This window comes from Veillonella sp. S13053-19 (genome assembly GCF_002959835.1).
Taxonomy (GTDB): domain Bacteria; phylum Bacillota; class Negativicutes; order Veillonellales; family Veillonellaceae; genus Veillonella; species Veillonella rogosae.
This window is the reverse complement of sequence record NZ_PPDA01000015.1, coordinates 93973-119203: the sequence shown is the minus strand read 5'-3', so window position 1 is coordinate 119203 and position 25231 is coordinate 93973. Positions and strand designations below refer to the sequence as shown.

At 41.0% G+C, this 25231-nt stretch carries 18 protein-coding genes, 1 tRNA gene and 2 other RNA genes; all 21 read left to right on the top strand.

Going from position 1 to position 25231, the window contains the following annotated elements:
• Window positions 1–3 precede the first annotated feature (3 nt).
• A complete protein-coding gene (gene aspS / locus VEHSUH06_RS09915; protein ID WP_105098756.1) occupies window positions 4–1809 on the top strand; it encodes an aspartate--tRNA ligase in 1806 nt (601 codons plus the stop codon).
• Window positions 1810–1889: 80 nt separating this feature from the next.
• A non-coding RNA gene (gene ssrS / locus VEHSUH06_RS09910) (6S RNA) lies at window positions 1890–2062 on the top strand.
• Window positions 2063–2153: 91 nt separating this feature from the next.
• Entirely contained in the window at window positions 2154–3455 is a 1302-nt protein-coding gene (locus VEHSUH06_RS09905) for a replication-associated recombination protein A (protein ID WP_105098755.1), read from the top strand.
• Window positions 3456–3537: 82 nt separating this feature from the next.
• The gene (locus VEHSUH06_RS10875; protein ID WP_105098754.1) at window positions 3538–6282 is read left to right on the top strand and encodes a DNA translocase FtsK; all 2745 of its coding nucleotides are present in this window, start codon (window positions 3538–3540) and stop codon (window positions 6280–6282) included.
• 42 nt (window positions 6283–6324) lie between these two features.
• Window positions 6325–6777, top strand: coding sequence for a helix-turn-helix transcriptional regulator (locus VEHSUH06_RS09895; protein WP_054746804.1), 453 nt, complete (start codon window positions 6325–6327; stop codon window positions 6775–6777).
• A 39-nt stretch (window positions 6778–6816) separates the two neighbouring features.
• Entirely contained in the window at window positions 6817–8700 is a 1884-nt protein-coding gene (locus VEHSUH06_RS09890; protein WP_105098753.1) for a YgiQ family radical SAM protein, read from the top strand.
• A gap of 60 nt (window positions 8701–8760) precedes the next feature.
• Complete coding sequence (locus VEHSUH06_RS09885; protein WP_105098752.1) at window positions 8761–9798, top strand: ABC transporter substrate-binding protein; 1038 nt, start codon at window positions 8761–8763, stop codon at window positions 9796–9798.
• A 68-nt stretch (window positions 9799–9866) separates the two neighbouring features.
• On the top strand, window positions 9867–11213 hold the full coding sequence (rimO, locus tag VEHSUH06_RS09880; RefSeq protein WP_105098751.1) for a 30S ribosomal protein S12 methylthiotransferase RimO: 1347 nt from the start codon (window positions 9867–9869) through the stop codon (window positions 11211–11213).
• Window positions 11214–11250: 37 nt separating this feature from the next.
• Window positions 11251–12498: a competence/damage-inducible protein A gene (locus VEHSUH06_RS09875; RefSeq protein WP_105098750.1), complete on the top strand. Its 1248-nt coding sequence runs from the start codon at window positions 11251–11253 to the stop codon at window positions 12496–12498.
• Between the two features lie 4 nt (window positions 12499–12502).
• Window positions 12503–13543, top strand: a complete 1041-nt coding sequence (recA, locus tag VEHSUH06_RS09870) for a recombinase RecA (RefSeq protein ID WP_105098749.1) — start codon at window positions 12503–12505, stop codon at window positions 13541–13543.
• A gap of 2 nt (window positions 13544–13545) precedes the next feature.
• On the top strand, window positions 13546–13989 hold the full coding sequence (locus tag VEHSUH06_RS09865) for a regulatory protein RecX (protein ID WP_105098748.1): 444 nt from the start codon (window positions 13546–13548) through the stop codon (window positions 13987–13989).
• Window positions 13990–14185: 196 nt separating this feature from the next.
• Entirely contained in the window at window positions 14186–15730 is a 1545-nt protein-coding gene (gene rny / locus VEHSUH06_RS09860; RefSeq protein ID WP_105098747.1) for a ribonuclease Y, read from the top strand.
• Window positions 15731–15983: 253 nt separating this feature from the next.
• The gene (dnaG, locus tag VEHSUH06_RS09855; RefSeq protein WP_105098746.1) at window positions 15984–17756 is read left to right on the top strand and encodes a DNA primase; all 1773 of its coding nucleotides are present in this window, start codon (window positions 15984–15986) and stop codon (window positions 17754–17756) included.
• A gap of 25 nt (window positions 17757–17781) precedes the next feature.
• Window positions 17782–18942 carry an RNA polymerase sigma factor RpoD gene (gene rpoD, locus VEHSUH06_RS09850; RefSeq protein ID WP_105098745.1) on the top strand — a complete coding sequence of 387 codons (1161 nt, stop codon included), beginning with the start codon at window positions 17782–17784 and terminating at the stop codon, window positions 18940–18942.
• A gap of 179 nt (window positions 18943–19121) precedes the next feature.
• A tRNA-Ile gene (locus tag VEHSUH06_RS09845) sits at window positions 19122–19196 on the top strand.
• 71 nt (window positions 19197–19267) lie between these two features.
• On the top strand, window positions 19268–19999 hold the full coding sequence (locus VEHSUH06_RS09840) for a class I SAM-dependent methyltransferase (RefSeq protein WP_105098744.1): 732 nt from the start codon (window positions 19268–19270) through the stop codon (window positions 19997–19999).
• A gap of 15 nt (window positions 20000–20014) precedes the next feature.
• On the top strand, window positions 20015–21118 hold the full coding sequence (locus VEHSUH06_RS09835) for a Nif3-like dinuclear metal center hexameric protein (protein ID WP_105098743.1): 1104 nt from the start codon (window positions 20015–20017) through the stop codon (window positions 21116–21118).
• 50 nt (window positions 21119–21168) lie between these two features.
• An RNA gene (gene rnpB / locus VEHSUH06_RS09830) (RNase P RNA component class A) lies at window positions 21169–21519 on the top strand.
• Window positions 21520–21579: 60 nt separating this feature from the next.
• A complete protein-coding gene (locus VEHSUH06_RS09825) occupies window positions 21580–21909 on the top strand; it encodes a co-chaperone YbbN (protein ID WP_054746797.1) in 330 nt (109 codons plus the stop codon).
• A 272-nt stretch (window positions 21910–22181) separates the two neighbouring features.
• Entirely contained in the window at window positions 22182–23321 is a 1140-nt protein-coding gene (locus VEHSUH06_RS09820; protein WP_054746796.1) for a hydrogenase small subunit, read from the top strand.
• Window positions 23321–25222, top strand: coding sequence for a nickel-dependent hydrogenase large subunit (locus tag VEHSUH06_RS09815; protein ID WP_105098742.1), 1902 nt, complete (start codon window positions 23321–23323; stop codon window positions 25220–25222). The genes VEHSUH06_RS09820 and VEHSUH06_RS09815 overlap by 1 nt, the downstream gene beginning before the upstream one ends.
• The last annotated feature ends 9 nt before the right edge of the window (window positions 25223–25231 follow it).

Genomic DNA, 25231 nt, shown 5'->3' with positions numbered 1-25231 from the left:
AGAATGGAAACAATGCAAGGCTTACACCGTACGCACGGTTGTGGCACCATCTCTGAACAAGAGGTAGGTAAAGAGGTCGTATTATGTGGTTGGGTTGAACGCCGTCGTGACCATGGTGGTTTGATTTTCTTGGACTTACGCGATCGTTCTGGCGTAGTACAAATAGTAGCGTCCCCAGATCATAACGTAGAATCTTTCCACAAAGCAGAGGATGTTCGTAATGAATATGTTCTTTGCGTGCGTGGCACTATCACAAAACGTGATGATTCTGCTATCAATCCAAACCTTCCTACAGGTGCATATGAAATGTTCTGTGAAGAGTTGCGCGTATTGAACTCCGCTAAAACGCCTCCATTCTATATCCAAGATGATATCGATGTAGATGAAAATATTCGTTTGAAATACCGTTATCTTGACTTGCGTCGCCCTGAAATGCAACGCAACTTGATTTTACGTCATAAAGTAACAAAAGCTATGCGCGACTTCTTCGATAGCCGCGATTTCTTGGAAATTGAAACTCCAATGCTTACTAAATCTACACCTGAAGGTGCTCGTGACTATCTAGTTCCTTCCCGTGTAAATGCTGGTACATTCTACGCATTGCCTCAATCTCCACAAATCTTCAAACAAATCTTGATGGTTGCTGGTTATGAAAAATACTTCCAAATCGCTCGTTGCTTCCGCGATGAAGATTTGCGTGCAGACCGTCAACCTGAGTTCACTCAGCTCGACTTGGAAATGTCTTTCGTAGACGAAGAAGACATCTACTCCATGCTTGAAGAAATGGTAGCTCATGTATTCAAAACTGCAATGGGCAAAGAAATCACGTTGCCTATGCCTCGTATTACATGGGATGAAGCAATGGATAAATATGGTTCCGACAAACCAGACCTTCGCTTCGATATGGCGTTTACTGATGTAACTGATCTTGTAAAAGATACAGAGTTCAAAGTATTCCGCTCTGTAATCGACAATGGTGGCGTAGTTAAAGGTATCGTAGTACCTGGCGACGCTGGCATTCCTCGCCGTGAGCTTGATGACCTCGTTGAATATGTAAACCGTTATGGTGCAAAAGGCCTTGCATGGGCTTGCTTCAACGAAGATGGTTCTATCAAGTCTCAAATCATGAAGTTCTTAGGTGAAGATACAATCCGCAATATCGGTGAAAAAATGGGCGCTAAAGGTGGCGACCTCGTATTGATGATTGCTGATAAACCTGCTACTGTGGCACGTGCATTAGGCGAATTGCGCCTTGAAATGGCACGCCGCATGAACATGATTGATCCTGATAAATTAGCATTCACATGGGTAACTGATTTCCCTATGTTCGAATATAACGAAGATGAAAAACGGTATGTTGCAATGCACCATCCGTTCACAATGCCACGCCATGCGGATCTTGATAAATTAGAATCCGATCCTGGCAGCGTAAAAGCGATTGCTTATGACATGGTATTGAATGGCGTAGAAATCGGTGGCGGTTCCTTGCGTATTTACCAAGCTGACGTACAAGAAAAAGTATTCAAAGCAATTGGTTTATCTATCGAAGAAGCAAGATCCAAATTCGGCTTCATGCTTGACGCATTCCAATATGGTGCACCTCCTCATGCAGGCTGTGCATTCGGCTTAGATCGTCTTGTTATGTTAATGGCAAAACGTCAATCTATCCGCGACGTAATCGCATTCCCTAAAACACAATCTGCTTCTGATGTTATGAGCCAAGCTCCATCTGAAGTAGAACCTAAGCAATTAAAAGAATTGCATATTAAACCAGATATTGAGGAAGAAGAAGAGCAATCTTTAGTGTAAAAACATAGGCAAGAATTGATTAAAATTGAAATGTCAAGTCTTGTTAATTACTAATCTTTCTGATACTATTTATGTATAAGATATCCCTGCCATGTGCGTGTGATATCGCAGTTTTGAGCCAACACATTTACTTCGGGAGTCCGGACTCTCGTCTGAACGTTACGCCCTTACGGGACAACCGCAGGATGAGGAGGGCACCCACCTGCCCTAAGCAGGATCAAAACGCGGTACATTACGGCATGGTGGGGCTTTTTTGCGTGTAAAAATAGCGTTAAAATATAAGAAAATAGTTAATATATTATGGATTAATCAATAGTTAAGAACTTATGGATTGAGGTGAGAGAATGGATAGTTTATTTGATTTGACGCCTACAAATACATATGAGCCGCTTCCTGTGCGGATGCGTCCTACTAAATTAGACCATTTATATGGTCAGGAGAAGGCTGTAGGAAAGGGAACTTTCTTGCGTGCTATGGTAGAGAAGGATACTATACCATCCATGCTTTTTTATGGACCTTGTGGAACGGGTAAAACTACATTAGCTGGCATTATTGCCAAGATGAGTAATAGTCATTTTGTAAATTTAAATGCTACTAATGCAGGCATTGGTGAATTGCGCACCATCATTGAAGATGCGCGTAAGCGTGTTCGTTCTCTGCAACAGCGAACCATTCTATTCCTCGATGAAATTCATCGTTTTAATAAAAGCCAACAAGATGTGCTGTTACCTTGCGTAGAGGATGGCACAATTATTCTTATTGGTGCAACTACAGAAAATCCGTTTTTTGAGGTTAATAGACCTCTTTTATCTCGATTGAGACTTATCACATTAGAGGCCCTTACACCAAAGGCTATCGGTCAAATTCTGCGTCGTGCTATTACCGATGAAGAGGCAGGTCTTGGTAAACGTCGTTTACAAGTAACCGACGAAGTACTAGAGGATGTAGGCATCTTCGTCAACGGTGACGGTCGGATGGCCCTCAATATTCTCGAACAAGCAGCAGCTATGGTTCCCGACGAAGGTACTATATCTATTGAGGTCCTTGAAAAGGTTGTAGGCCGCCGTATTTATACATACGACAAAAAAGGTGATAGCCACTATGATACGATTTCTGCTTTTATTAAAAGTATGCGCGGCTCTGATGTACAAGCGACAGTGCATTATTTAGCTCGTATGATTGAAGCAGGGGAGGACCCGAACTTTATCGCTCGTCGTATTGTGATTTGTGCCGCTGAGGATGTAGGTCTTGCTGATCCACAAGCATTGATTTTGGCAAATGCTGCAGCTCAAGCGGCTCATATGGTAGGTTTTCCAGAGGCGCGTATTATATTGTCCGAGGCTGCATGTTATGTGGCGTTAGCGCCAAAAAGTAATTCTACCTATATGGCAATCGATGCAGCTATTGCCGACGTGCGCCACAAGGATTGTGGGCAGGTACCAGATCATTTGAAGGATAGTCATTATAGTGGGGCTAGCAAATTAGGTCACGGGAAAGCCTATAAGTATGCTCATAACTATCCGAATGGCTATGTAAAACAACAATATTTACCGACACCTCTAGTAGATGCCACCTATTACAATGGCATAAAAAGAGGTAGAGAAGAACAATTGCTTAACGACTGGGAAGAACGTCGTAAAAGTTAACTAAATACTTCGATATATGCTATAATATAATGATAAGTTAATTTACTGTAATGTTATATAAGTAAGGGGTTTGTATAGATTTATGGCAGAAGAAAACACTTCCACCAAAAAACGCAACACACGCCGCAAGCGAACAAGTACAAAACAGCAATCAAAGTCTCAAGGCTTTTCTTTGCGCAGCGAAGTTAAAGGCCTTATTGTCATTGCCTTTGCAGTGATCTCTTTACTCGGTTTCTTTGGTTTTGAGCTTGGTCTTGTTGGTCAAATTTTAACAGGTATATTCCGCTATGGCTTTGGTTTAGGTGGCATTATTCCTTGTTTATGCGTTTTCTGGGTAGGTTGGCGATTATTATATAAGGGCACATTTATTTCCTTTACAAAACGCGGTGTAGTAATGACCTTGTTTTTCCTATTCTTGTTAGCTCTTGTTCCATTGTGGCGTGTTCCTGAGGGGCAGGAACTCATTACTACCCAATTGGCTAATCAAGGTGGTGTAGTAGGTGGAGCTATTGCAACATTTATGCGCACTTTATTAGGTAATTTAGGTGCCATAATTCTCGATGTGTTCTTGTTATTAGCCTTTGGTCTTCTTATTACTAGATTATCCTTGCGCAGTGGCTTACAAAAGGCAGCAGATAAAACTCAAGTAGGTTTAGACGTAGCAAAAGAGGTAGCCGCTGAGAAGGTGGCAGTTGCGAAAGAGGTCTTTGAGGACTGGAATGAGCAACGCAAAGAAGCTGCGGAACAACGTAAAGCCTATAACAGAGAAAAAGATACACGCTTTGAAGATGCTGCTGATCAAGCATTAGATAGCTTAGAAAAACGTGGTATTACTACCGATAGAGATATCTTTGAAACTGATACTTCTGTAGATGTAGAACCTATACCAGACACAGTTACAACTGTAGAGCCGCCAAAAGCGCCTACATCTTGGAAGGAATTAGCTGAATTAGAAGCGCGTAATCGTGCAGCTGAGCAATTAGCAACTATTTCTGATGCATCTGGCGATGCTAAGACGTATGATGCTGATGATTTTGATCAATTTTCTGATACGCATCGATCTACTGGCGATGATTATGTGTATGTTCCAGATGAGGATTATACATATACACCAGACGAAGGCTATACTGATGAATCTGAAGCAGCAAGAAAGACTGAAGAGGAAGAACCTGAATTTTCCTATCAAGATACAACGATTGGTCCATTGGAAACTAATCATGGGGCTATTGCGTCTGCCGTGCCAGGCACGGGTGCTGCTGCTAGTTCTGTAAGTGCTGGAGCCGGTATGGCCGGCATGGGCTTACAAGTGCCATCCATTATTAGCACTACAGAGGATACAGCCCAAGTTGCAGTATCTAAAGACGGTCAAATTCACCGTACTTACGATAGACCTTACCATTTCCCAAGCCTTGATATTTTGGCGAAAGGGAAGGGGAGTCTAAATAATGGGGAAGAAGTAGCTCACAATGCGATGATGCTTGAGAATGTATTGAGTAACTTCGGTATTACGGCTAAGGTTGTAAATGCTACACAAGGTCCGACCGTTACGCGTTATGAAATCGAGCCTGCTCCTGGGGTGAAGGTTAGCCGTATCGTTAATTTAACAGATGATATTGCTCTTAATTTAGCTGCGCAACATATTCGTATGGAGGCTCCAATCCCAGGTAAATCTGCTATCGGTATCGAGGTACCTAATAAGACAACTGAAGCCGTTCATTTGCGTGATGTTTTAGATTGTAGTGACTTTAAGGATGCTCGAGGTGGTATTCCTGTAGGTCTTGGTAAGGATATTGCAGGGAAACCTGTGATCACAGACCTTGCAAAGATGCCTCACTTGCTCGTAGCAGGTACGACGGGTTCTGGTAAATCTGTATGTGTAAATACTTTGATTTCCAGTATTCTCTTTAGTCGTAAACCAGAAGAAGTTAAGCTTCTATTAATTGACCCTAAGATGGTTGAATTGTCTATTTACAATGGTATCCCTCATTTGATGGCACCAGTTGTAACCGATATGAAAAAAGCAGCAGCTGTATTGCGTTGGGCCGTTCGAGAAATGGAGGCGCGCTATAAAGCTTTTGCAGCATCTGGTAAACGTGATATTAAGAGCTATAATGAAGCACACCCTAAGGCAGCTATGCCGTTGATCGTACTGATTATCGACGAGTTAGCTGACCTTATGATGACTGCTCCAGATGACATTGAAGAATCCATTAGTCGTTTGGCACAAATGGCTCGTGCTGCAGGTATCCACATGGTACTTGCTACGCAACGTCCATCTGTTAATGTTATTACTGGCTCTATTAAAGCCAATGTACCAAGCCGTATTTCCTTTGCTGTAGGCTCTCAAATTGACTCCCGTACTATCCTCGATATGGCGGGGGCCGAGAAATTGCTTGGTAAAGGTGATATGTTATTTGCTCCAATTGGGGCGAATAAACCAATTCGTGTACAAGGTGCATTTATCTCTGATGATGAGGTTGAAAACCTCGTAGAATTTGTGAAAGCTCAACGCGAGCCAGAGTATGATAATACGGTAACGCAAGAGGCAGAAAAGGAAGCTGAAAAAGAAACTTCCGATGATAATGATGTATACCGCGATGAATTATTAGAGCGTGCGGTAAATCTTGTTATGGAATCTGGTCAAGCCTCTGTATCCATGTTACAGCGTCGTTTCCGCATCGGTTATACCCGTGCAGCACGACTTGTAGATACAATGGAAGACCTTAAAATCGTTGGTCCTAGCATGGGCAGTAAGGCTCGAGAAATTTTGATGAGCCCTGAACAAGCGAAAGCTAGATATTTCTCTGACTCCAATGATGAGCAATAATTGAATGAGTATGATATTACGTAGATTTAGAAAGGAACGAAAATGGCTGAATTAGGCGAAGAATTACGACGTGAACGGGTAAGACGTAATCTAACCTTTAAAGATGTGGAGCAGGTGCTACATATCAAAACAACCTATTTAGAGGCTATCGAAGATGGCAACTATGACATCATTCCTGGACAGGTCTACGTAAAAGGCTTTATTCGTAATTATGGCAATTACTTGGATCTAGATGGAGATCGTTTGGTGAAAGCCTATCAAAGCCAAGTAGGAGATATTGACACCTTTTCTTTGCGCTCTGTGACGAGACAGAAAGCTCAAGCCGCTCCTACTTTGGTGCAAAGCGAATTCGTTGAATACCAAACCTCTAAGAAGCGTATGTCCTTAGAAACGCGACAACGAAAACGCCAACGTTCTATCGTTCAAGAGCGTATTGTTTTGGGCATTATTTTATTCTGTATGGCATTATTTTTACTGTGGTTATTCCTTTTCTAATAGTTGATTAGGAATGATAGAAAGGCATTTGCACAATCAATGGATAGATTTTTAGTAACAGAACCTTCGGATATGAAGGAACGAGGTTGGGCCGAATTAGATTTCGTTCTCATCAGTGGGGACGCCTATGTGGATCATCCGTCCTTTGCTCCTGCGGTTATCGGTAGATACCTAGAATCCAAAGGCTATCGTGTAGGCATTATAGATCAACCAGATTGGAATGATGTAGAGGCTTTCAAAAAACTAGGTAAACCGCGTCTAGCATCCCTTGTTACGGCAGGGAATTTAGACTCAATGCTCAATAAATTTACGGCGGCAAAGAAAATTCGCCGTCAAGATGATTACTCGCCAGGCGGTGAAGCTGGTCATCGTCCAGATCGTGCTACCTTGGTATATGCAAACCGCATGAAGGAGGCTTATAGTGATGTGCCGCTCATTATCGGGGGCATAGAGGCATCCTTACGCCGATTTGGTCATTATGACTACTGGTCAGATACAGTGCGTCGCTCTATCTTAGTCGATTCTAAGGCGGATGTACTCGTTTACGGTATGGGTGAACTTCAAATCGTCGAACTAGCTGATGCGTTAGATCAAGGAAGATTTAAAGAGTCCTTGCCATCTATTCGTGGTATTTGTTATATGACCAAGGAAATCCCTACTATAGACTATGTTGAGTGTCCATCTTTTGAGGAAATTAAAGCGGATAAGATGGCTTTTGCTGATGCATTCCGTATGCAGTATGATGAACAAGACCCATTCTATGGTCGTATAGTAGTACAAAAACATGGTGATAGATATCTTGTTCAAAACACACCTGCATTGCCACTTACGCAGGAGGAAATGGATGGGGTGTATAATCTGCCCTATACTCGCAAGTGGCATCCTAAATATGACGATAAGGGTGGCGTACCAGCATTAAGCGCAGTACAGTTTAGCCTTGTGAGCCAACGTGGTTGTTTTGGCAGTTGTTCTTTCTGCGCTATTACAAACCACCAAGGTCGTATCATCCAAAATCGCAGTCATGAGTCTTTGATTGACGAAGCTCAGATGATGATTAATATGGATAACTTTAAGGGGTATATTCACGATGTAGGGGGGCCTACCGCGAATTTCCGTCATTTAGCCTGTGATAAACAAGCTGTATATGGTGCTTGTAAAGGGCGTACTTGTGCCGCACCAGAGCCTTGTGAGAACTTGAATACAAATCATGATGATTACATTGCTTTACTTCGTAAGTTGCGCAAGTTAAAAGGTGTGAAAAAAGTATTTGTTCGCTCTGGCTTGCGCTATGACTATGTGCTAGCGGATAACAATAAAGACTTTGTGCGCGAGCTCTGTGAGTTTCACGTCAGTGGTCAGTTAAAAGTAGCTCCAGAACATGTGTCTAAACGTGTAACCAACATGATGGGCAAGGCTGGAAAGGAAGAGTTCCTCACCTTTAAATCTTGGTTTGAAGAGGCTAATAAAAAACTTGGTAAAAAGCAATACTTAGTACCATACTTTATGAGCTCTCATCCAGGCTGTGCCTTGGAGGATGCTATCGAATTAGCGGAGTTTTTGCGTGATCACCATATGTACCCTGAACAAGTACAAGACTTTATTCCTACACCGGGTAGTCTGTCTACTTGTATGTACTATACAGGCATTAATCCTTTAGATGGAAAGCCTGTATATGTAGCTAAAAAGGGTAGAGATAAAGCTAAGCAACGCGCTTTGATGCAGTTTAAAAATATTGAAAACTATGACCTTGTTAAAGAGGCCCTCATAGAGGCTAATCGACGTGATTTAATTGGTTTTGGCCCAGAATGTTTAATTCCGCCACGCCCAATTGGTCGCAATAGTAATCGTACTAGTAAGGGGAGACCATCTCGTAGTGGTATGACTAAAGGTCATTCGCCTAATAAAAGCCGTGGTGGTCGTTAATTATAGAGATTAGTTTTACTAGTTTCGTTGGGGATACGTTATGTCTTATAGGAGGCATATATGAAACGGTGGATTGCTCCGGGCGTTTTAGCCCTTTTTGTAGTAGGGATGTTGACCTACGGCATGAACTTTTACCATCAAGAACAAATCGAACATGCAAAAGAACCTGTTCGCGGTGAAATCACAGTCTATACAGACTTGCCAAATAATTTAACTACAATGCTGGCTGACCGTTATGAAGCAGAACAAAATGTAAAGGTTACGATCATGCCTCTTACAGAGGATCAAATGGCACAACGGTCAGCATCAAATGTGGCTGACACATCTGGGGATTTAGTACTCACCTCTGAGGATAATCTCGTTGTAGGTGCTAATACTGGTAAATATGCACCAATCGTTAATGAACGAATTGATGAAGTACGAGATACATTTAAAGATCCTAATGGCTACTGGGTTGGCCTTTGGTATGATCCTATCGTATTTGTTCAGAATGATACCTTTTACAATGGTATTGGCAAGTATATTACTACTTGGGAGACACTGGGAAAACAAGGTGACTGGTCTATTATTATGACGGACTTTGTAGCGTCTCAGAATGCGGCAAATTTGCTATACAATATGGTGGAGTACAAAGGAGAACCAGAGGCTCTTGAATATTTGTATAGCTTGAAACCACACGTAGTACAACATGCTAAATTCCTGTCTACTCCAGTACGCTTAACTGCATTAGGGGAGACAAATATTGGGATTGGTAACTTATCTGATGTAGCTCAGTATAATCGTCATGGGTATCCAATTAAGTTCATATACCCTAAAGATGGCACATCTTACTATGTGACCGGTGCTGCGGTGTTAAAAAACTCAAAGCATAAAGCAGATAGTGTTGAATTTATTAATTGGTTGTTATCTACAAAAACAGCGAAATATATGGTAGAAAATAATTTTACCTTTATGTTCACCAATCCTGAAATGGATGAGCCGAAGGATTCTATAGGTCAAGATTTAGTGCTATGGCCTGTTAATGGCGGCTATACTACGGAAGGTAAAAAGTTATTGTTAAATCACTGGGTTAGTCAAGTACGGTTCCGTAAAGACTAAGTCCGCTGAATGGATCCTAGAAATAGGAAAAGAGATAGAGACAGAATCGAGTGAAGAAAGGATATAGAATGGGTAAGAAATTAGGGTATGTTAGCCTAGGTTGTGCTAAAAATTTAGTAGATACTGAAGTAATGTTAGGTTTGTTGAAAGACAATGGCTATACCATTACAGAAGACCTAAGCGAAGCAGACCTTATCGTTGTTAATACCTGCACTTTTATTGAGAAGGCAAAGGCTGAGTCTATTAATACCATCCTTGAAGTTGCTCAATATAAGGAAGATGGTCGCTGTAAGGGCCTTATTGTAGCCGGTTGTCTTAGCCAACAATATCAGGATGAATTATTCCAAGAAATTCCTGAAATTGATGCATTAATCGGTACTGGTGCATGGGACCAAATTATGGTAGCCGTTGATGCCATTGAGCATGGCAATCGCAGTTGCATTATGGAGAACATTACGAACATCTATGATGAACGTATGCCTCGCATTCAAACTACACCTCGTTACAGTGCATATGTAAAAATTGCAGAAGGCTGTAATAATGGTTGTACTTTCTGTATTATTCCAAAGGTGCGTGGTGCATTCCGTAGCCGTACAATCGAGTCTATTAAAGCCGAAGTAAAACGCTTAGCAGCATCTGGTGTTAAAGAGGTCGTTCTTATCGCTCAAGATACGACTAGCTATGGTATTGACCTCAACGATGGTAAACCATTGTTGACTACGTTGTTAAAAGAATTAACTACAGTAGAAGGCATCGAATGGATTCGTATGCTCTACTTATATCCAACATTCTTCTCCGATGAATTGTTAGATATTATCGTTAATGAGCCAAAACTTTGTAAATATGTAGATATTCCGTTGCAACATGTTAATAACGATATCTTGAAGCAAATGAATCGCCGCGATGATCGTAGTGATATTGAGCGTTTGCTTAAGAAAATTAGAAATGCACCTACACATATTACATTGCGCACATCTATCATCGTTGGCTTCCCTGGTGAAACAGACGAGCAATTTGAGGAACTTTGCGACTTTGTAAAAGAAATCAAATTCGATAATATGGGTGTGTTTACTTACTCTCAAGAGGAAGGTACACCTGCAGGTGCTCGTGAAGACCAAGTTCCAGAAGAGATTAAAGAAGAACGTTACCATGTTCTTATGTCCATCCAAGCTGCTATTTCTGAAGAGAATAATCGCGACTTAGAAGGTACCATTGATTATGCGATGGTCGAAGAAATCGAAGAAGGCGATAATAATACATTGCTTGCAAAAGGTCGTTTGAAATCTCAAGCTCCTGATGTAGATGGTAATATGTACATTGAAGACTGCGGTGAAGATATTAAACCTGGTGACATTCTCAAGGTACAAGTAGAACAAGGCTTTGCTTACGATGTAGTAGCTACGGTTGTAGAATAAAACACAGCTCGATTCTTTCGATTGTGGAGGTGATCTGATGATTGTAGAACTTATTTCTACAGGTTCAGAATTATTGCTAGGCGATACAGTGAATACGAATGTATCTTGGCTAGCACAAGAATTAAATAAATTAGGCTATACTATTGCTCATCAATCTGTAGTGGGGGATAATCCTAAGCGCATGGCAGAGGTCTTTCAATTAGCTAGCTCTAGAGCGGACATCGTTATTAGTACTGGCGGATTAGGACCAACGCAAGGAGATATTACACGAAATGTATTAGCCAACTCTATAGGTAGACCTATTGTATTTAATCAAGAGGCTATGGATGAGGTTAAAAAATTCTTTGACCGTGTAAAACGTACCGTGCCAGATGCAAGTCGTCGAGAAGCTGAGTTGCCTGAAGGTGCAAACGTATTACATAATCCTGTAGGTGTAGCACCAGGTGTTGTCGTAGAAGATGGTGATACTACATATATACTTTTGCCTGGACCTCCTGGAGAAATGAAGGGGATGTTCCAAGAGAGCGTAGTACCTTATTTAGATAATCGCTTCGGTTCGCAAGGTGTTGTCACATCCTATCGATATGGCGTATACGATATCCGTGAAATCGACTTAGAGAACACGTTGATGGACCTCATTAAGAATCAATCGAATCCGACCATCGCTTTGCTCATCAAAAAGGGTTATATCGAGGTTCGTATCACCGCTAAGGCTGACACTTTAGAGGCGGCACAAGCACTTCTCAATCCTTGGGACGCTATTATCCGAGAACGATTAGGCTCTCGTGTAGGCCGTGATTTGACTGTTTCTATGGAGGAAACCCTCGGTCGTGCTCTACTCGAGGAGCACAGTACAATAAGTACTGCTGAATCTTGTACCTCTGGTTTAGTCGGTAAATTATTAACTAATGTGAGTGGCAGTAGTGAGTACTACATGGGTGGCGTTATTTCATATAGTAACGACATAAAACATCGTGTACTAGGTGTACCTCAAGATATGCTCGATACGTATGGTGCCGTAAGTGAACAAGTCGCTAAGGCTATGGCGGAAGGGGTAAAATCTATTGGCCAAACGACCTATGCCGTTTCTACGACGGGCATAGCCGGTCCTGGCGGAGGTAGTCCTGAAAAGCCAGTTGGTCTAGTGTGGTTTGGTGTTACTGGGCCGCATGGCACCGTAGCTCATAAAGCAAATCTAATTGGTAATCGAGATGATATTAGACAAAGTGCAGCAGAGCTAGCACTATATTATGTGTATACTTATATAACAGAAAAGGGGAAATAAAATAATGGCTGTAGATGGCAGACAAGCAGCGTTGGATAACGCGTTAAAACAAATTGAAAAAGACTTTGGTAAAGGCGCTATTATGCGTCTTGGTGAAGCGGCTGATCGCATGAACGTAGAGGTTATCTCCTCCGGTTCTCTTGCTATCGATATCGCTGTTGGTGTAGGTGGTTTCCCTCGTGGTCGTGTGATTGAAATTTACGGCCCAGAATCCTCTGGTAAAACAACAGTAGCACTTCACGCTGTAGCAGAAGCACAAAAACAAGGTGGCATTGCGGCATTTATTGATGCGGAGCATGCGATGGATCCAGTATATGCACGTAACTTGGGTGTAGATATCAATAATTTATTGATTTCTCAACCAGACAATGGTGAGCAAGCTCTTGAAATTACGGAAGCTCTTGTTCGCAGTGGCGCTGTAGATATCGTCGTAGTTGACTCCGTTGCAGCTTTGGTTCCTAAAGCTGAAATCGAGGGTGAAATGGGCGATGCTCACGTAGGTTTACAAGCTCGTTTGATGAGTAAAGCATTGCGTAAATTAACTGGTATCATCAGCAAATCTAAAACGGTTGTTATCTTCATCAACCAATTACGTGAAAAAGTAGGCGTAATGTTTGGTAACCCTGAAACGACAACTGGTGGTCGTGCGTTGAAATTCTATTCTTCCGTACGCCTTGATGTTCGTAAAGGTGAATTAATTAAAGCTAATAACGAAAACGTTGGTGCTCGCACTAAAGTTAAAGTTGTTAAAAACAAAGTAGCACCTCCGTTCAAGACAGCTGAATTCGACTTGATGTACGGCGAAGGTATCTCCAAAGCTGGTACGCTTATCGATATCGGTACAAATATGGAAATTATCAATAAATCTGGTGCATGGTATTCCTACAATGGGGAGCGTATGGGCCAAGGTAAAGAGGCTGCTAAACAGTACTTGCTTGATAACCCACAAGTAGCAGACGAAATCGATCGTATTATTCGCGATACATTGGCGGTAGGTACAGAAGAAATCGACGTAATCGGTGAAGAAGTAACTGAAGAAGAATAATCATGAGTGACGAAACGATGCAAGCTGCTATGGATCAAGCGTATCGCTTCCTAGCTCAACGATTTCTTAGTTCCCATGAACTAACACAAAAAATGAGACGTAAACAATTCGAGGACCCAATCATTGAGAGGGTCCTTGAACGCCTTAGAGAGTATGATTATATCAACGATGAGCGCTTATCTGAGCAGGTATTAGCGTACTTGATGAAAGAGCAGAAATATGGGGCCTACATGATTAAACAAAAGATGAAACTTCGGGGCCTTGAGATTCCCCAAGAAATTTCTTCTTATGATGAAGTAAAAGCGGCCTATCGAGTGGTGGAGAAAAAATTTGGCTCCATTCTCAATGAGGACCGCACTCCTCGTATAAAAGTATTCAACTTTCTCAAATACAGAGGGTTCTCAACAAGTACAATTCAAGTCGTATGTAATGATTTTTATGAATAAAGTATGCTTTTTGAGAGCCCGTACTAGGCTTGTAAAATCTTGACAGAAAGGACGTTCAAGTCTAAAATTAATAATAGCTTTATTTATTTATATGATGATAAGGCTAATTGATAATTTAATGCATGAAAGGCATAAAAAGGAGCATGAAAGCTCGATTTTGAGAATTTAAGAGGAGGTGAGACAGATTTTAGAGGATGTGGGACATATTTTAGAGTATTGTCTAATTGCAGTGGTAATGGTACTGATTGGACTAGGGGCAGGCTATTTTTTTAGAAAAAATATTGCTGAAGGAAAACTGAATCAAGCTGAGCAAGAAGCTGCACGCATCATCGCTAACGGTGAGCGCACAGCTGAGTCTAAAAAGAAAGAAGCTTTATTAGAAGCGAAAGAAGAAATTCATAAGCTCCGTTCCGATGTGGAACGAGAAAATAAAGAGCGTCGTTCTGAACTTCAACGTATGGAACGCCGTATTCTTCAAAAAGAAGAATCTTTGGATAAAAAATTAGACAATATTGAACACAAAGAGGAAGCTTTACATCGCAAAGAAGCTGAATTAGTCCAAAGCCGTGAAAAGGTAGAAGCTTTGTACGAAAAACAAATGGCAGAATTGGAACGCATTTCTGGCATGACTTTCGAAGAAGCGAAAAATATCTTGTTAACGAATGTAGAACAAGAAATCCGTCATGAAACGGCGATTATGGTTAAGGAAATGGAACAGCAAGCTAAGGATGAAGCGGAGAAAAAAGCGAAAGAAATTATCTCCTCTGCAATCCAACGTTGCGCAGCTGACCATGTAGCGGAAACTACCGTATCCGTAGTGGCATTGCCTAATGATGAAATGAAAGGTCGCATTATCGGTCGTGAAGGCCGCAATATTCGTGCACTTGAAACATTAACAGGTATTGACTTGATTATCGATGATACACCAGAAGCAGTTATTCTTTCCGGCTTCGATCCAATTCGTCGTGAAGTGGCTCGTATTGCATTGGAAAAATTGATTGTAGACGGTCGTATCCATCCAGCTCGTATTGAAGAAATGGTTGGTAAGGCTCGTAAAGAGGTGGACCAAACTATTAAAGAGGCTGGTGAACAAGCGACATTTGAAGCTGATGTTCACGGCTTACATCCTGAAATCGTTAAGATCTTAGGTCGTTTGAAATATCGTACTAGTTACGGTCAAAACGTATTGAAACATTCCATCGAAGTATCTCATTTAGCAGGTTTAATGGCAGCTGAACTTGGCTGTGATGTAACATTGGCTAAACGAGGTGGCTTAATTCATGATATCGGTAAAGCATTGGACCGTGAACTTGAGGGCTCTCATGTTCAAATCGGTGTTGATGTAGCTCGTAAATATCGTGAAAGCGCAGCAGTAATCAACTGTATTGGTGCTCATCATGGTGATGAAGAGTTCCAAAGTGTTGAGGCTGTATTAGTAGCTGCTGCTGATGCTATCTCCGCAGCTCGTCCAGGAGCGCGTCGAGAAACATTAGAAAACTACTTGAAACGTTTATCTAAATTGGAAGAAATCGCTGAATCCTTCGAAGGCGTTGAAAAATGCTTTGCTATTCAAGCCGGTCGTGAGATTCGCGTTGTAGTAAAACCGGATAAGATTGATGAAGCTGAGTCTACATTACTCGTTCGGAATATCGTAAAACGCATCGAGTCTGAACTCGAATATCCAGGCCAAATCAAGGTCGTAATTATTCGTGAAACTCGCGTTGTGGATTACGCAAAATAATATGCAATAAGCGATAAGTATAGGCTGCAATGTTATCATTGCAGCCTATTGTTATCAAAATATTGGTAATGGTATTGTTTAATACGGCGTATAGGAATCCTTATGTATTTTAGCTTGATAGATAAGGATTCCTATGATTCGTATATGGGTTTTATACTATTTTAATAATTTAACTGATTAAAATCTTTTACAAATAGAGGATTTTTTATTTGTATATCGAATTAATATATATATGGGGAAGGAGGCGTTGGCTATGAGTCGATATTTTGAAAATGAATTGATTGAACAAATCAAAGATGCTAATGATATTGTATCAGTTATATCCGAGCATATAGCCTTAAAGAAACGCGGCAAGAACTATTGGGGTTGTTGTCCTTTCCATAATGAAAAAACGCCATCCTTTAGCGTTGCCCCTGAAAAGGGTTTTTATTATTGCTTTGGTTGCCATGCATCGGGAAATGTTATTAAATTTCTTATGGAGTTAGAACATTTAACCTTTGTAGAGGTACTAGAACGGCTAGCCAACCGAGCTAATATTCCATTGCCAGAGGCGAAGCTTTCACCTGAGCAGCGAGCTCGAGATGAAAGGCGTAAAAAACTATATGAAGCTTGTGATTTAGCAGCCACATTTTTCCATAACTGTCTCACGCAAACCTCTATGGGAAAGGTGGGGCTCGATTATTTGAAGAAGCGGGGACTTACGAAGGAAACCATAGAACAGTTCAAGCTTGGATTTGCCCCTGATGGTTGGGACAAGTTATATCGTGCCTTCCATGAGCGCGGTATTGATGATTCAATTTTATTAGAGTTGAATTTGGTACGTAAAAACCAGAAGGGACAATTCTATGATTTCTTTAGAAATCGTATTATGTTTCCTATCATGGATGGTAAAGGGCGAGTAGTTGCGTTCGGTGGTCGTGTCATGGATGACAGTACACCAAAATATTTAAACTCCCCAGAGTCATCTATCTTCGAAAAGGGTAAAATACTATTTGCTTTTGATAAGGCGTACAAATCGATTCGTCAGGAGAGACAAGCCATTCTCGTAGAAGGGTATATGGATGTTATATCAGCCCATAACCATGGCGTTACGAATGTGGTCGCCTCTTTAGGGACTGCTTATACAAGAGATCATGGTCATATCTTGATGAGACAGGCTGATGAAATTGTACTAGCCTATGATATGGATGGTGCTGGACGCCAAGCGGCTGCTAGGGCCATTGAATTATTACAAAATACAGACTTTAAGGTGCGTGTTCTCGCCATGCCAGATGGAAAAGATCCTGATGATTATATACGTAATCATGGTGGGCAGGCATTTAAAGACTTAGTTGCAAAGGCTGTGAAGCCTCTTGACTATTTATTGAGTGAGTCTTTAATTAAGCACGATACAAACGATACTGAAGGAAAACAAGCCGTTATGGCTGATGTGTTCCCATATATTGCAAATATAGATAGTCAAACACAGCGAGATGACGCATTAAAAACATTGGCACTGCCACTATGGCTTGATAATAGTAGCATATTTAGATACTTCCGAGATTATGTGAAAAAAGGACAAATTGAATTAGTAGATACTGCATCAGCACCTTTGCCAACACAGGATTTACCTAAGGGGGATGCGGAAAAATTATTGTCCTTAGCTTTCACTGATGGGGAAATATTATCTCATATGATGAGCTATTTGCCGATAGAAGACTTTCAAAAAAGTGAATATCGATGTATAATAGAAAAGATTTTCTCCTTATACAAGACTGAAGGTCATCTGGATGAAACAGCAATTCAGTCTGTTTTAACGCCGTCAGAGTATGATATTTACTCTAGATTGGTTGTGATGAGTGACGATGAATATAAGGTGCAAGTGCCTGGATTAATCCGCAAGATAAGGCTCCATTCATTGCGTGAACAGTATAAAGCGCATTCAATTATGGCGGATCAACTAAAACGGGCAGGAGATTCGACGTTTATTAGCGAATTACATAAATGTCAGGAAATACAGAATTTAATTAGAGAATGGTCTAAGTAAACAATACTATAAAAAGGAGAGCGCTGTGGCTAAGAAAGTACAAAAAAGTCAAATAGAGGAGATTGTGGAACAACTTCTTGAAAAAGGCCGTAAGACCGGTGTGTTGACACAATCCGAGATTTCAGATGCTCTTCATGAGCAGGCGGAAATCACTGCAGAACAATTAGATGACATTTATACCACTTTAGGTAAATTAAATATTGAGGTTATAGCTGACATCGATGCAGAAGATGTAGATGAAAATCCAATCGTACCAGAAGAAGATGCTGAAGAGGTTGTTAGCGAGAAGAGTATCTCCATCGACTTAAGCGTAGACTCTGGTGTTAATATCGATGACCCAGTGCGTATGTACCTCAAAGAGATTGGTCGTGTTCCTTTGCTTTCTGCGGACGAAGAAATCGTTTTAGCAAAGCAAATTGAAGCTGGCGCAGCAGAAGATGCTACATATAAAGATATTCAACTTGCCAAAAAGGCTAAGAAAAAATTGGTAGATGCTAACTTGCGCTTAGTTGTAAGTATCGCAAAACGCTATGTAGGTCGTGGTATGTTATTCTTGGATTTGATTCAAGAAGGTAACCTTGGTCTGATTAAAGCGGTTGATAAATTCGACTATACAAAAGGTTACAAATTCTCCACATATGCTACATGGTGGATTCGTCAAGCGATTACGCGTGCTATTGCGGACCAAGCTCGTACGATTCGTATTCCTGTACATATGGTAGAAACAATTAATAAATTGATTCGTATTTCTCGTCAGTTATTGCAAGATAAAGGTCGCGAACCATTGCCAGAGGAAATTGCGGAAGGCATGGGGATTACTGTAGAGCGCGTGCGTGAAATTCAAAAAATCGCACAAGAGCCAGTATCCTTGGAAACTCCAATTGGTGAAGAAGAAGATTCCCATTTAGGGGACTTCATCGAAGACCAAGATGCAATTGCTCCAGATGATGCAGCTAGTTACATCTTGTTGCAAGAGCAAATTGAAGATGTATTTACATGCTTAACGGATCGTGAGCAACAAGTATTGATCTTGCGCTTTGGTTTGAAGGATGGTAAACCTCGTACATTAGAAGAAGTGGGTCAACACTTCAATGTTACTCGTGAACGTATCCGCCAAATCGAAGGTAAGGCGCTTACTAAATTGCGTAATCGCGGTAAACGCGATAAAATCAAAGACTTCTTATAAGATAAAGAATCTCGTAAGGGTTGTAATGCAGTGTTCTTTAACACTGTGTTACAGCCCTTTTGTGTTAAAATAAAGATATGATTCATCGTTTTATGCTTATGAAACAGTTATAGAAATGCGGTGTACCTTGACTTAGTACTAGCCTATTCGGTATAATTAATAAGCTAGAAACTAACTGTGGGCCTATAGCTCAGGGGTAGAGCAACCGGCTCATAACCGGTCGGTCCCTGGTTCGAACCCAGGTGGGCCCACCAATTATGTTGATATCTACCGTCCTTGAGAATTCAAGGGCGGTTATTTTTATATACTAATAGTAGAGGATATTATGGAACCTAGACCTATGATGGACCGCTTGGAAGCGGTGTTTTCAATCGTGCCAAAGGCTCATGCTATTGCAGATATCGGTACTGATCATGGCTACTTAGCGGTAGAACTCATTAATCGTGGTCGTGCTGAATTTGTCATCGCTGGGGATGTGCATAAAGGACCGTTAGAGTCAGCAAAAGAATATGTTAAGTCCCGTGGGCTTGAGTCTAAGGTAGATTGCCGTTTTGGGGATGGTCTAAAGGTAACGCAGAAAGGCGAGCTAAATGGTGCCATCTGCTGTGGTATGGGCGGCTTTTTGATGCGCGATATTGTAGATGCAGGACCTGAAGCATTAGAGTTCTACGTGTTACAACCACAAAATGGGCAAAAAGAATTGCGTCAGTATATGGTGCAAAAAGGCTATGTTATCGTTCTTGAAATTATCGTTGAAGATGCAGGTAAATTATATACTGCATTTTTAGCGATTCGCGAAGATTGTGTAGAAAAGTATACTGGTACACCAATTCAAGAAAATGTGTATGCCGCATTGCCTGAAGAATCCTTATTGTGGTCTGTGGGGGCTCTTCTTGAACAGGAACGTCCACCTCTTTGGAAGAAATACATTGACTATTTGATTTACCAACGCCAATGTGCACTAGATGGTATGACTGATAAATTGAGTCATACCGATAAATATAAGGAACTAGATGCTGAAGTGGCATTTCTTTGTAGTCTTTTAGAAAATAGATAAAAGGAAGTGAGTTATATGACAACGGTTCAACATGTTATTTCATTGATGGAACAATTAGCACCGCGTTCCTATGCTGAATCATGGGATAATGTAGGTCTTATGGTAGGTGATCGTAATACAGTGGTTACAGGTGTATTAACGACCTTAGATGTTACAGCGGAAGCTATAGCCTATGCTATTGAGCATAACTACAATATGATTATTAGCCACCACCCATTAATCTTTAAAGGTTTAAAACAGTTATCATGCGATACGGTGCAAGGTCGTATGATTAATCAGTTGATTCAGCATAAGATTGCCGTTTATAGTGCTCATACAAATCTCGATATCGCACCAGGTGGTCTTAATGATATGTTGGCAAATCAATTAGGTCTTATTGACATAAAAGGTTTTGTTAAAACTGGTGAAGAAGTGCTATATAAGGTGACTACCTTTGTACCTGAAAGCTCTGCTGATGTGGTTCGTCATGCTATGGGGGCCGCAGGGGCAGGAAAAATTGGCAACTATGAGTACTGTAGCTTTAGTCTTCACGGTGAAGGTCGCTTCATCGGTAATGAAGCGTCTCATCCTGTCATCGGTGAAGCAGGTGCTTTAACGGTAGCACCTGAGGTACAAGTGAATGTTATCGTTGATGGTACTCATTTAAGCCAAGTGATTGAGTCTATGAAAGCAGCACATCCTTATGAAGAAGTGGCTTATGAAGTGGTGTCCTTAGTATCTCCTACAGCATCTACTCAGTATTTAGGTAGAGTTGGCCGCTTGCCAAATGCATTAAATTTGGATACCTTCCGTGAATGGGTACAAGAAGCTTTACCATTGGCAAATATTCGCTTAGCAGGTATTGGACCTAAGGAGATTCAATCTATTGCGTTATGCTCCGGAGCTGGTGCTGAATTTATTAAAGATGCGGCTCGATTGCATGTGGATGCATATATTACAGGTGATGTGAAGTATCATGAGGCCCAAATGGCTAAGGAGTTAGGACTCCTTGTAGTTGATGCAGGGCATTTTGGTACAGAATCTATTGTAGCTGATGGTTTGCGGGACTATTTGCTCGGAACAGGTCTTTCTATTCCTGTTCAAGCTTTCACAGAGCAGAATGATTTCTTCTTTTTATAATATTGCATTTTCTTGCAACAAATAGCTTAGCTATGATAAACTGAATTGAAGCAAGTATGAAAGACGGTTGCGAGTCCATAGGACTCGAGGAAAGTCCGAGCTCCATAGGGCAGGATGCCAGATAACGTCTGGCGAGGGTAACCTTAGGGAAAGTGCCATAGAAAAGGAAACCGCCACGTCAGTGGTAAGGGTGGAAAGGTGAGGTAAGAGCTCACCAGCAGTCTGGTAACAGGCTGGCTCGGTAAACCCCATCCGGAGCAAGACCGAATAGGGAAGGGTTAAGGGTGGTCCCGCCTACCTTCCGGGTTGTGTCGCTCGAGCGTGCAGGCGACTGTACGCCTAGAAAGATAATCGTCACCGCGCAAGCGGAACAGAACTCGGCTTATTGATTGCTTGCTTCCATATTTAAGATATAATTTATAGTAGTATATAAGATTGTAGATCTTTGTTAGGAGAACTTCATGGCAATTACAGCGATTACTAGTGTACAAGAATTTGATGAAAAAGTACTTGGCTCTAAAGGTTTAGCTATTGTTGATTTTTGGGCTGCTTGGTGCGAACCTTGCACTGTTATGCGTCCAGAGGTAGAAGCAGTAGCAGAACGCTTCGAAGGGCAAGTAGAATTCTTCAGTGTTGATGCAGAAGATAAAAATCTTCGTGGCGTTTTGTTGAAAGAAGACATCGATGGCATTCCATCCATGGTATTCTTCCGTGATGGCAAAATGCTTGATTCCCTTGTAGGTTACAAAAAAGCTGACGTGCTTGAGGCCCTAATTAAGGAAATCATGTAACAGGCTAATAACTGTTAAAAATTACAAAAACATAGCATACAGAGCTGTATATAAGAGAAATTACCTCTTATATACAGCTTTTTTGCTTAAATTCTATAGTTATTAGTTTTATAAAGTGTTATAATAAAGTAATAAGAATGTGATTGTTATCATGTATTTTTAACTTTATCGTCTGATAAATTAAGCTTATAAAAATGATTCTATCATATCGTTGTAGTTTATTAAGTAATATACATATATTGCGCAAAGTTGTTGTAAGGAGGCTATATTCCGTGAAGAATCGTGTAAACAGTCTATGGACACTCTTCCAAGAGCGCCGTTTGAGTCGACGCACATTTATGAAATCCTGTGTAGCACTCACCGCCATTTTAGGTCTACCACCAACGATGTTAGACACCGTTGTTAAGGCTGCTGAAACAACTGAATTGCCTACGGTAATTTGGTTACATGGTCATGAATGTACTGGTTGTAGTGAATCTTTTATCCGTTCATCCTCTCCATTTACCTCTGATGTTATTTTGAACATGATTTCTCTTGAATATGATGATACTTTATCTGCTGCCTCTGGTGCACCGTTAGAGGAACATCTAGAAAAAATCATCAAAGAAAAAGCTGGTAAATATATCTTGGCGGTTGAAGGTGGCGTGCCACTTGACGAAGATGGTGTTTACTGCACTGTAGGTGGTCGTACATTTAAACAATCCTTGTTAGAAGCGGCTAAAGGGGCTGCAGCGATCATCGAATATGGTTCTTGTGCTTCTTGGGGTGGTATCCAAGCGGCTAAACCAAATCCAACAAACACAGTATCTGTATCTTCTGTTGTATCTGGTAAACCAATTATTAAAGTTCCTGGCTGTCCTCCGATTCCAGAGGTTATGACTGGTGTAGTAATGCACTATGCATTGTTCGGTCAAATTCCACCTCTTGATGCACAAGGTCGTCCTAAACAATTTTATGGCAATCGTATTCACGATACTTGCTACCGTCGTGCCTTCTTTGACTCTGGTCTATTCGTTGAAAAATTTGACGATGATGCATCCAAATCTGGTTGGTGCTTGTACAAAGTAGGTTGTCGTGGACCTCAAACATATAATTCTTGTGGTAACTTGCGTTGGTGGAATGGTTTGTCCTATCCAATTCAATCCGGTCACGGCTGTATTGGTTGCTCTGAAAAGGGCTTCTGGGATAATGACGTATTCTATAAACGCTTACCTGACATTCCATTAGCGAATACCATTACAACTGCTGATACAATTGGTACTGTAGCTGCTGTTGGCGCTACTACAGCGGTTATTGCTCATGGTGCTGCAACCCTTATTCGCAATAAATATCTTGATATTCAAGAGGAAAAACGCTTGAAAGAACAAGGTTTATGGGATGAAATGAAGCATAATAATGGAGGAGGTCACTAATGAAACGCGTAGTAGTAGATCCGATTTCCCGTATTGAAGGTCATTTACGGGTAGAAATAAAAGTTGATGAAGCAAGTGGTAAGGTAGAGGACGCATTGTCTTCTGGTACTGCTTGGCGTGGTATCGAGCTCGTTGCAAAAAACCGTGACCCTCGTGACTTATGGGCCTTTGTACAACGTATTTGTGGCGTATGTACAACAACACATGCTTTAGCATCTTTACGTGCTGTAGAGGATGCATTAGGTATTACGATTCCTAAGAATGCGAACTATATCCGCAATATTATGCATAGCTGTTTAGATGTACATGACCATATCGTGCATTTCTATCACTTACATGCTCTTGACTGGGTTAGCCCTGTAGCGGCTCTTAGTGCAGATCCAGCTAAAACAGCGCAATTACAAAATGACGTATTAGCTACTTATAATATTAGTGGTTTAGCTCCGGCAGAAACAGCATCTAAAGATTCTGCATATCCTAAGGAGTTCCCTAAAGCAACTACTGCGTATTTTACAGCAGTACAACAAAAGGTTAAGAAAATTGTTGAATCTGGCCAATTAGGTATTTTCTCTGCTCAATGGTGGGATCATCCAGATTATAATTTATTACCACCTGAGGTTCATTTGATGGCTGTATCCCATTATTTGAATATTCTTGACCGTCAACGTGATATCGTAATTCCTCATGTTGTATTTGGTGGTAAAAACCCTCATCCACATTACATCATTGGTGGTATGCCATGCGCTATCTCCATGAATGATATGAATGCGCCTATCAATACGCAACGTCTTGCTGCAGTGGAACAATCTATTGCATTGGCTAAAGACTTGGTAGATAACTTCTATGTACCCGATCTTTTAGCTATCGGCAAAATGTACGTAGAAAAAGGCATGATTGATGGCGGTGGTCTTGCGAAAAAACGCGTTATGTCTTATGGTGACTATCCTGACGATACTTATACAGGTACTTCTGATGGTGACTACCATAAAAAATGTATTGTTCGTTCTAATGGTGTAGTAGAAAACTTTGCATTAGGCGTAGATAAAGCTACATTTATCCCACTGGAAGGTAAGGATTTCATGGATCCTCAATACCTTAGTGAAGAGGTTGACCACTCTTGGTTCACATATCCAGATGGTACGAAAACACTTCATCCTATTGATGGTGTTACAGATCCTAAATTCACAGGTCCTAAATCTGGTACTAAAGAGAAATGGGAGTATCTTGACGAAGATAAAAAATACTCTTGGATTAAATCCCCAACTTTCAAAGGTAAAACTGCAGAGGTGGGTCCATTAGCAAAATATATCGTTGTATATACAAAAGTAAAACAAGGTATTATTAAAGAACCTACTTGGGCAGAAGCTATGATTGTTCGTCAAATCGATACAGTGTCCCAAGTATTGGGTGTACCTGCACATGTATGGATGACAACTATGGTAGGTCGTACAGCATGTCGTGGTCTTGATGCACAAGTAGCAGCAAATATTAGCCAATACTTCTTTAATAAACTTGTATCCAATATCAAAAATGGTGATACTGCAGTAGCAGATATGACTAAGTTTGAACCAAATACATGGGAAAAAGATGCAAAAGGCGTTGGCCTTGTAGATGCGCCTCGTGGTGGTTTGGGTCACTGGATCCACATCAAAGATGGTCGCTCTGCAAACTATCAATGTATCGTACCGTCCACATGGAATGCATGTCCTAAGACTGCAGCTAATGAACATGGTGCATACGAAGATTCCATGATTGATACAAAAGTAAAAATTGCAGATAAACCACTTGAGATTTTGAAGGTTATTCACTCCTTCGACCCATGTCTTGCCTGTGCAACCCATTTATACAATAAAAAAGGCGAAAAAATCGTTTCCGTCAATACTGATGCATTGTGTAAATAAAGGGTGGTG

Coding starts and splice junctions, on each gene's coding strand:
- aspS (WP_105098756.1), top strand. CDS start 4: ATGGAAACAATGCAAGGCTTACACCGTACGCACGGTTGTGGCACCATC.
- VEHSUH06_RS09905 (WP_105098755.1), top strand. CDS start 2,154: ATGGATAGTTTATTTGATTTGACGCCTACAAATACATATGAGCCGCTT.
- VEHSUH06_RS10875 (WP_105098754.1), top strand. CDS start 3,538: ATGGCAGAAGAAAACACTTCCACCAAAAAACGCAACACACGCCGCAAG.
- VEHSUH06_RS09895 (WP_054746804.1), top strand. CDS start 6,325: ATGGCTGAATTAGGCGAAGAATTACGACGTGAACGGGTAAGACGTAAT.
- VEHSUH06_RS09890 (WP_105098753.1), top strand. CDS start 6,817: ATGGATAGATTTTTAGTAACAGAACCTTCGGATATGAAGGAACGAGGT.
- VEHSUH06_RS09885 (WP_105098752.1), top strand. CDS start 8,761: ATGAAACGGTGGATTGCTCCGGGCGTTTTAGCCCTTTTTGTAGTAGGG.
- rimO (WP_105098751.1), top strand. CDS start 9,867: ATGGGTAAGAAATTAGGGTATGTTAGCCTAGGTTGTGCTAAAAATTTA.
- VEHSUH06_RS09875 (WP_105098750.1), top strand. CDS start 11,251: ATGATTGTAGAACTTATTTCTACAGGTTCAGAATTATTGCTAGGCGAT.
- recA (WP_105098749.1), top strand. CDS start 12,503: ATGGCTGTAGATGGCAGACAAGCAGCGTTGGATAACGCGTTAAAACAA.
- VEHSUH06_RS09865 (WP_105098748.1), top strand. CDS start 13,546: ATGAGTGACGAAACGATGCAAGCTGCTATGGATCAAGCGTATCGCTTC.
- dnaG (WP_105098746.1), top strand. CDS start 15,984: ATGAGTCGATATTTTGAAAATGAATTGATTGAACAAATCAAAGATGCT.
- VEHSUH06_RS09840 (WP_105098744.1), top strand. CDS start 19,268: ATGGAACCTAGACCTATGATGGACCGCTTGGAAGCGGTGTTTTCAATC.
- VEHSUH06_RS09835 (WP_105098743.1), top strand. CDS start 20,015: ATGACAACGGTTCAACATGTTATTTCATTGATGGAACAATTAGCACCG.
- VEHSUH06_RS09825 (WP_054746797.1), top strand. CDS start 21,580: ATGGCAATTACAGCGATTACTAGTGTACAAGAATTTGATGAAAAAGTA.
- VEHSUH06_RS09815 (WP_105098742.1), top strand. CDS start 23,321: ATGAAACGCGTAGTAGTAGATCCGATTTCCCGTATTGAAGGTCATTTA.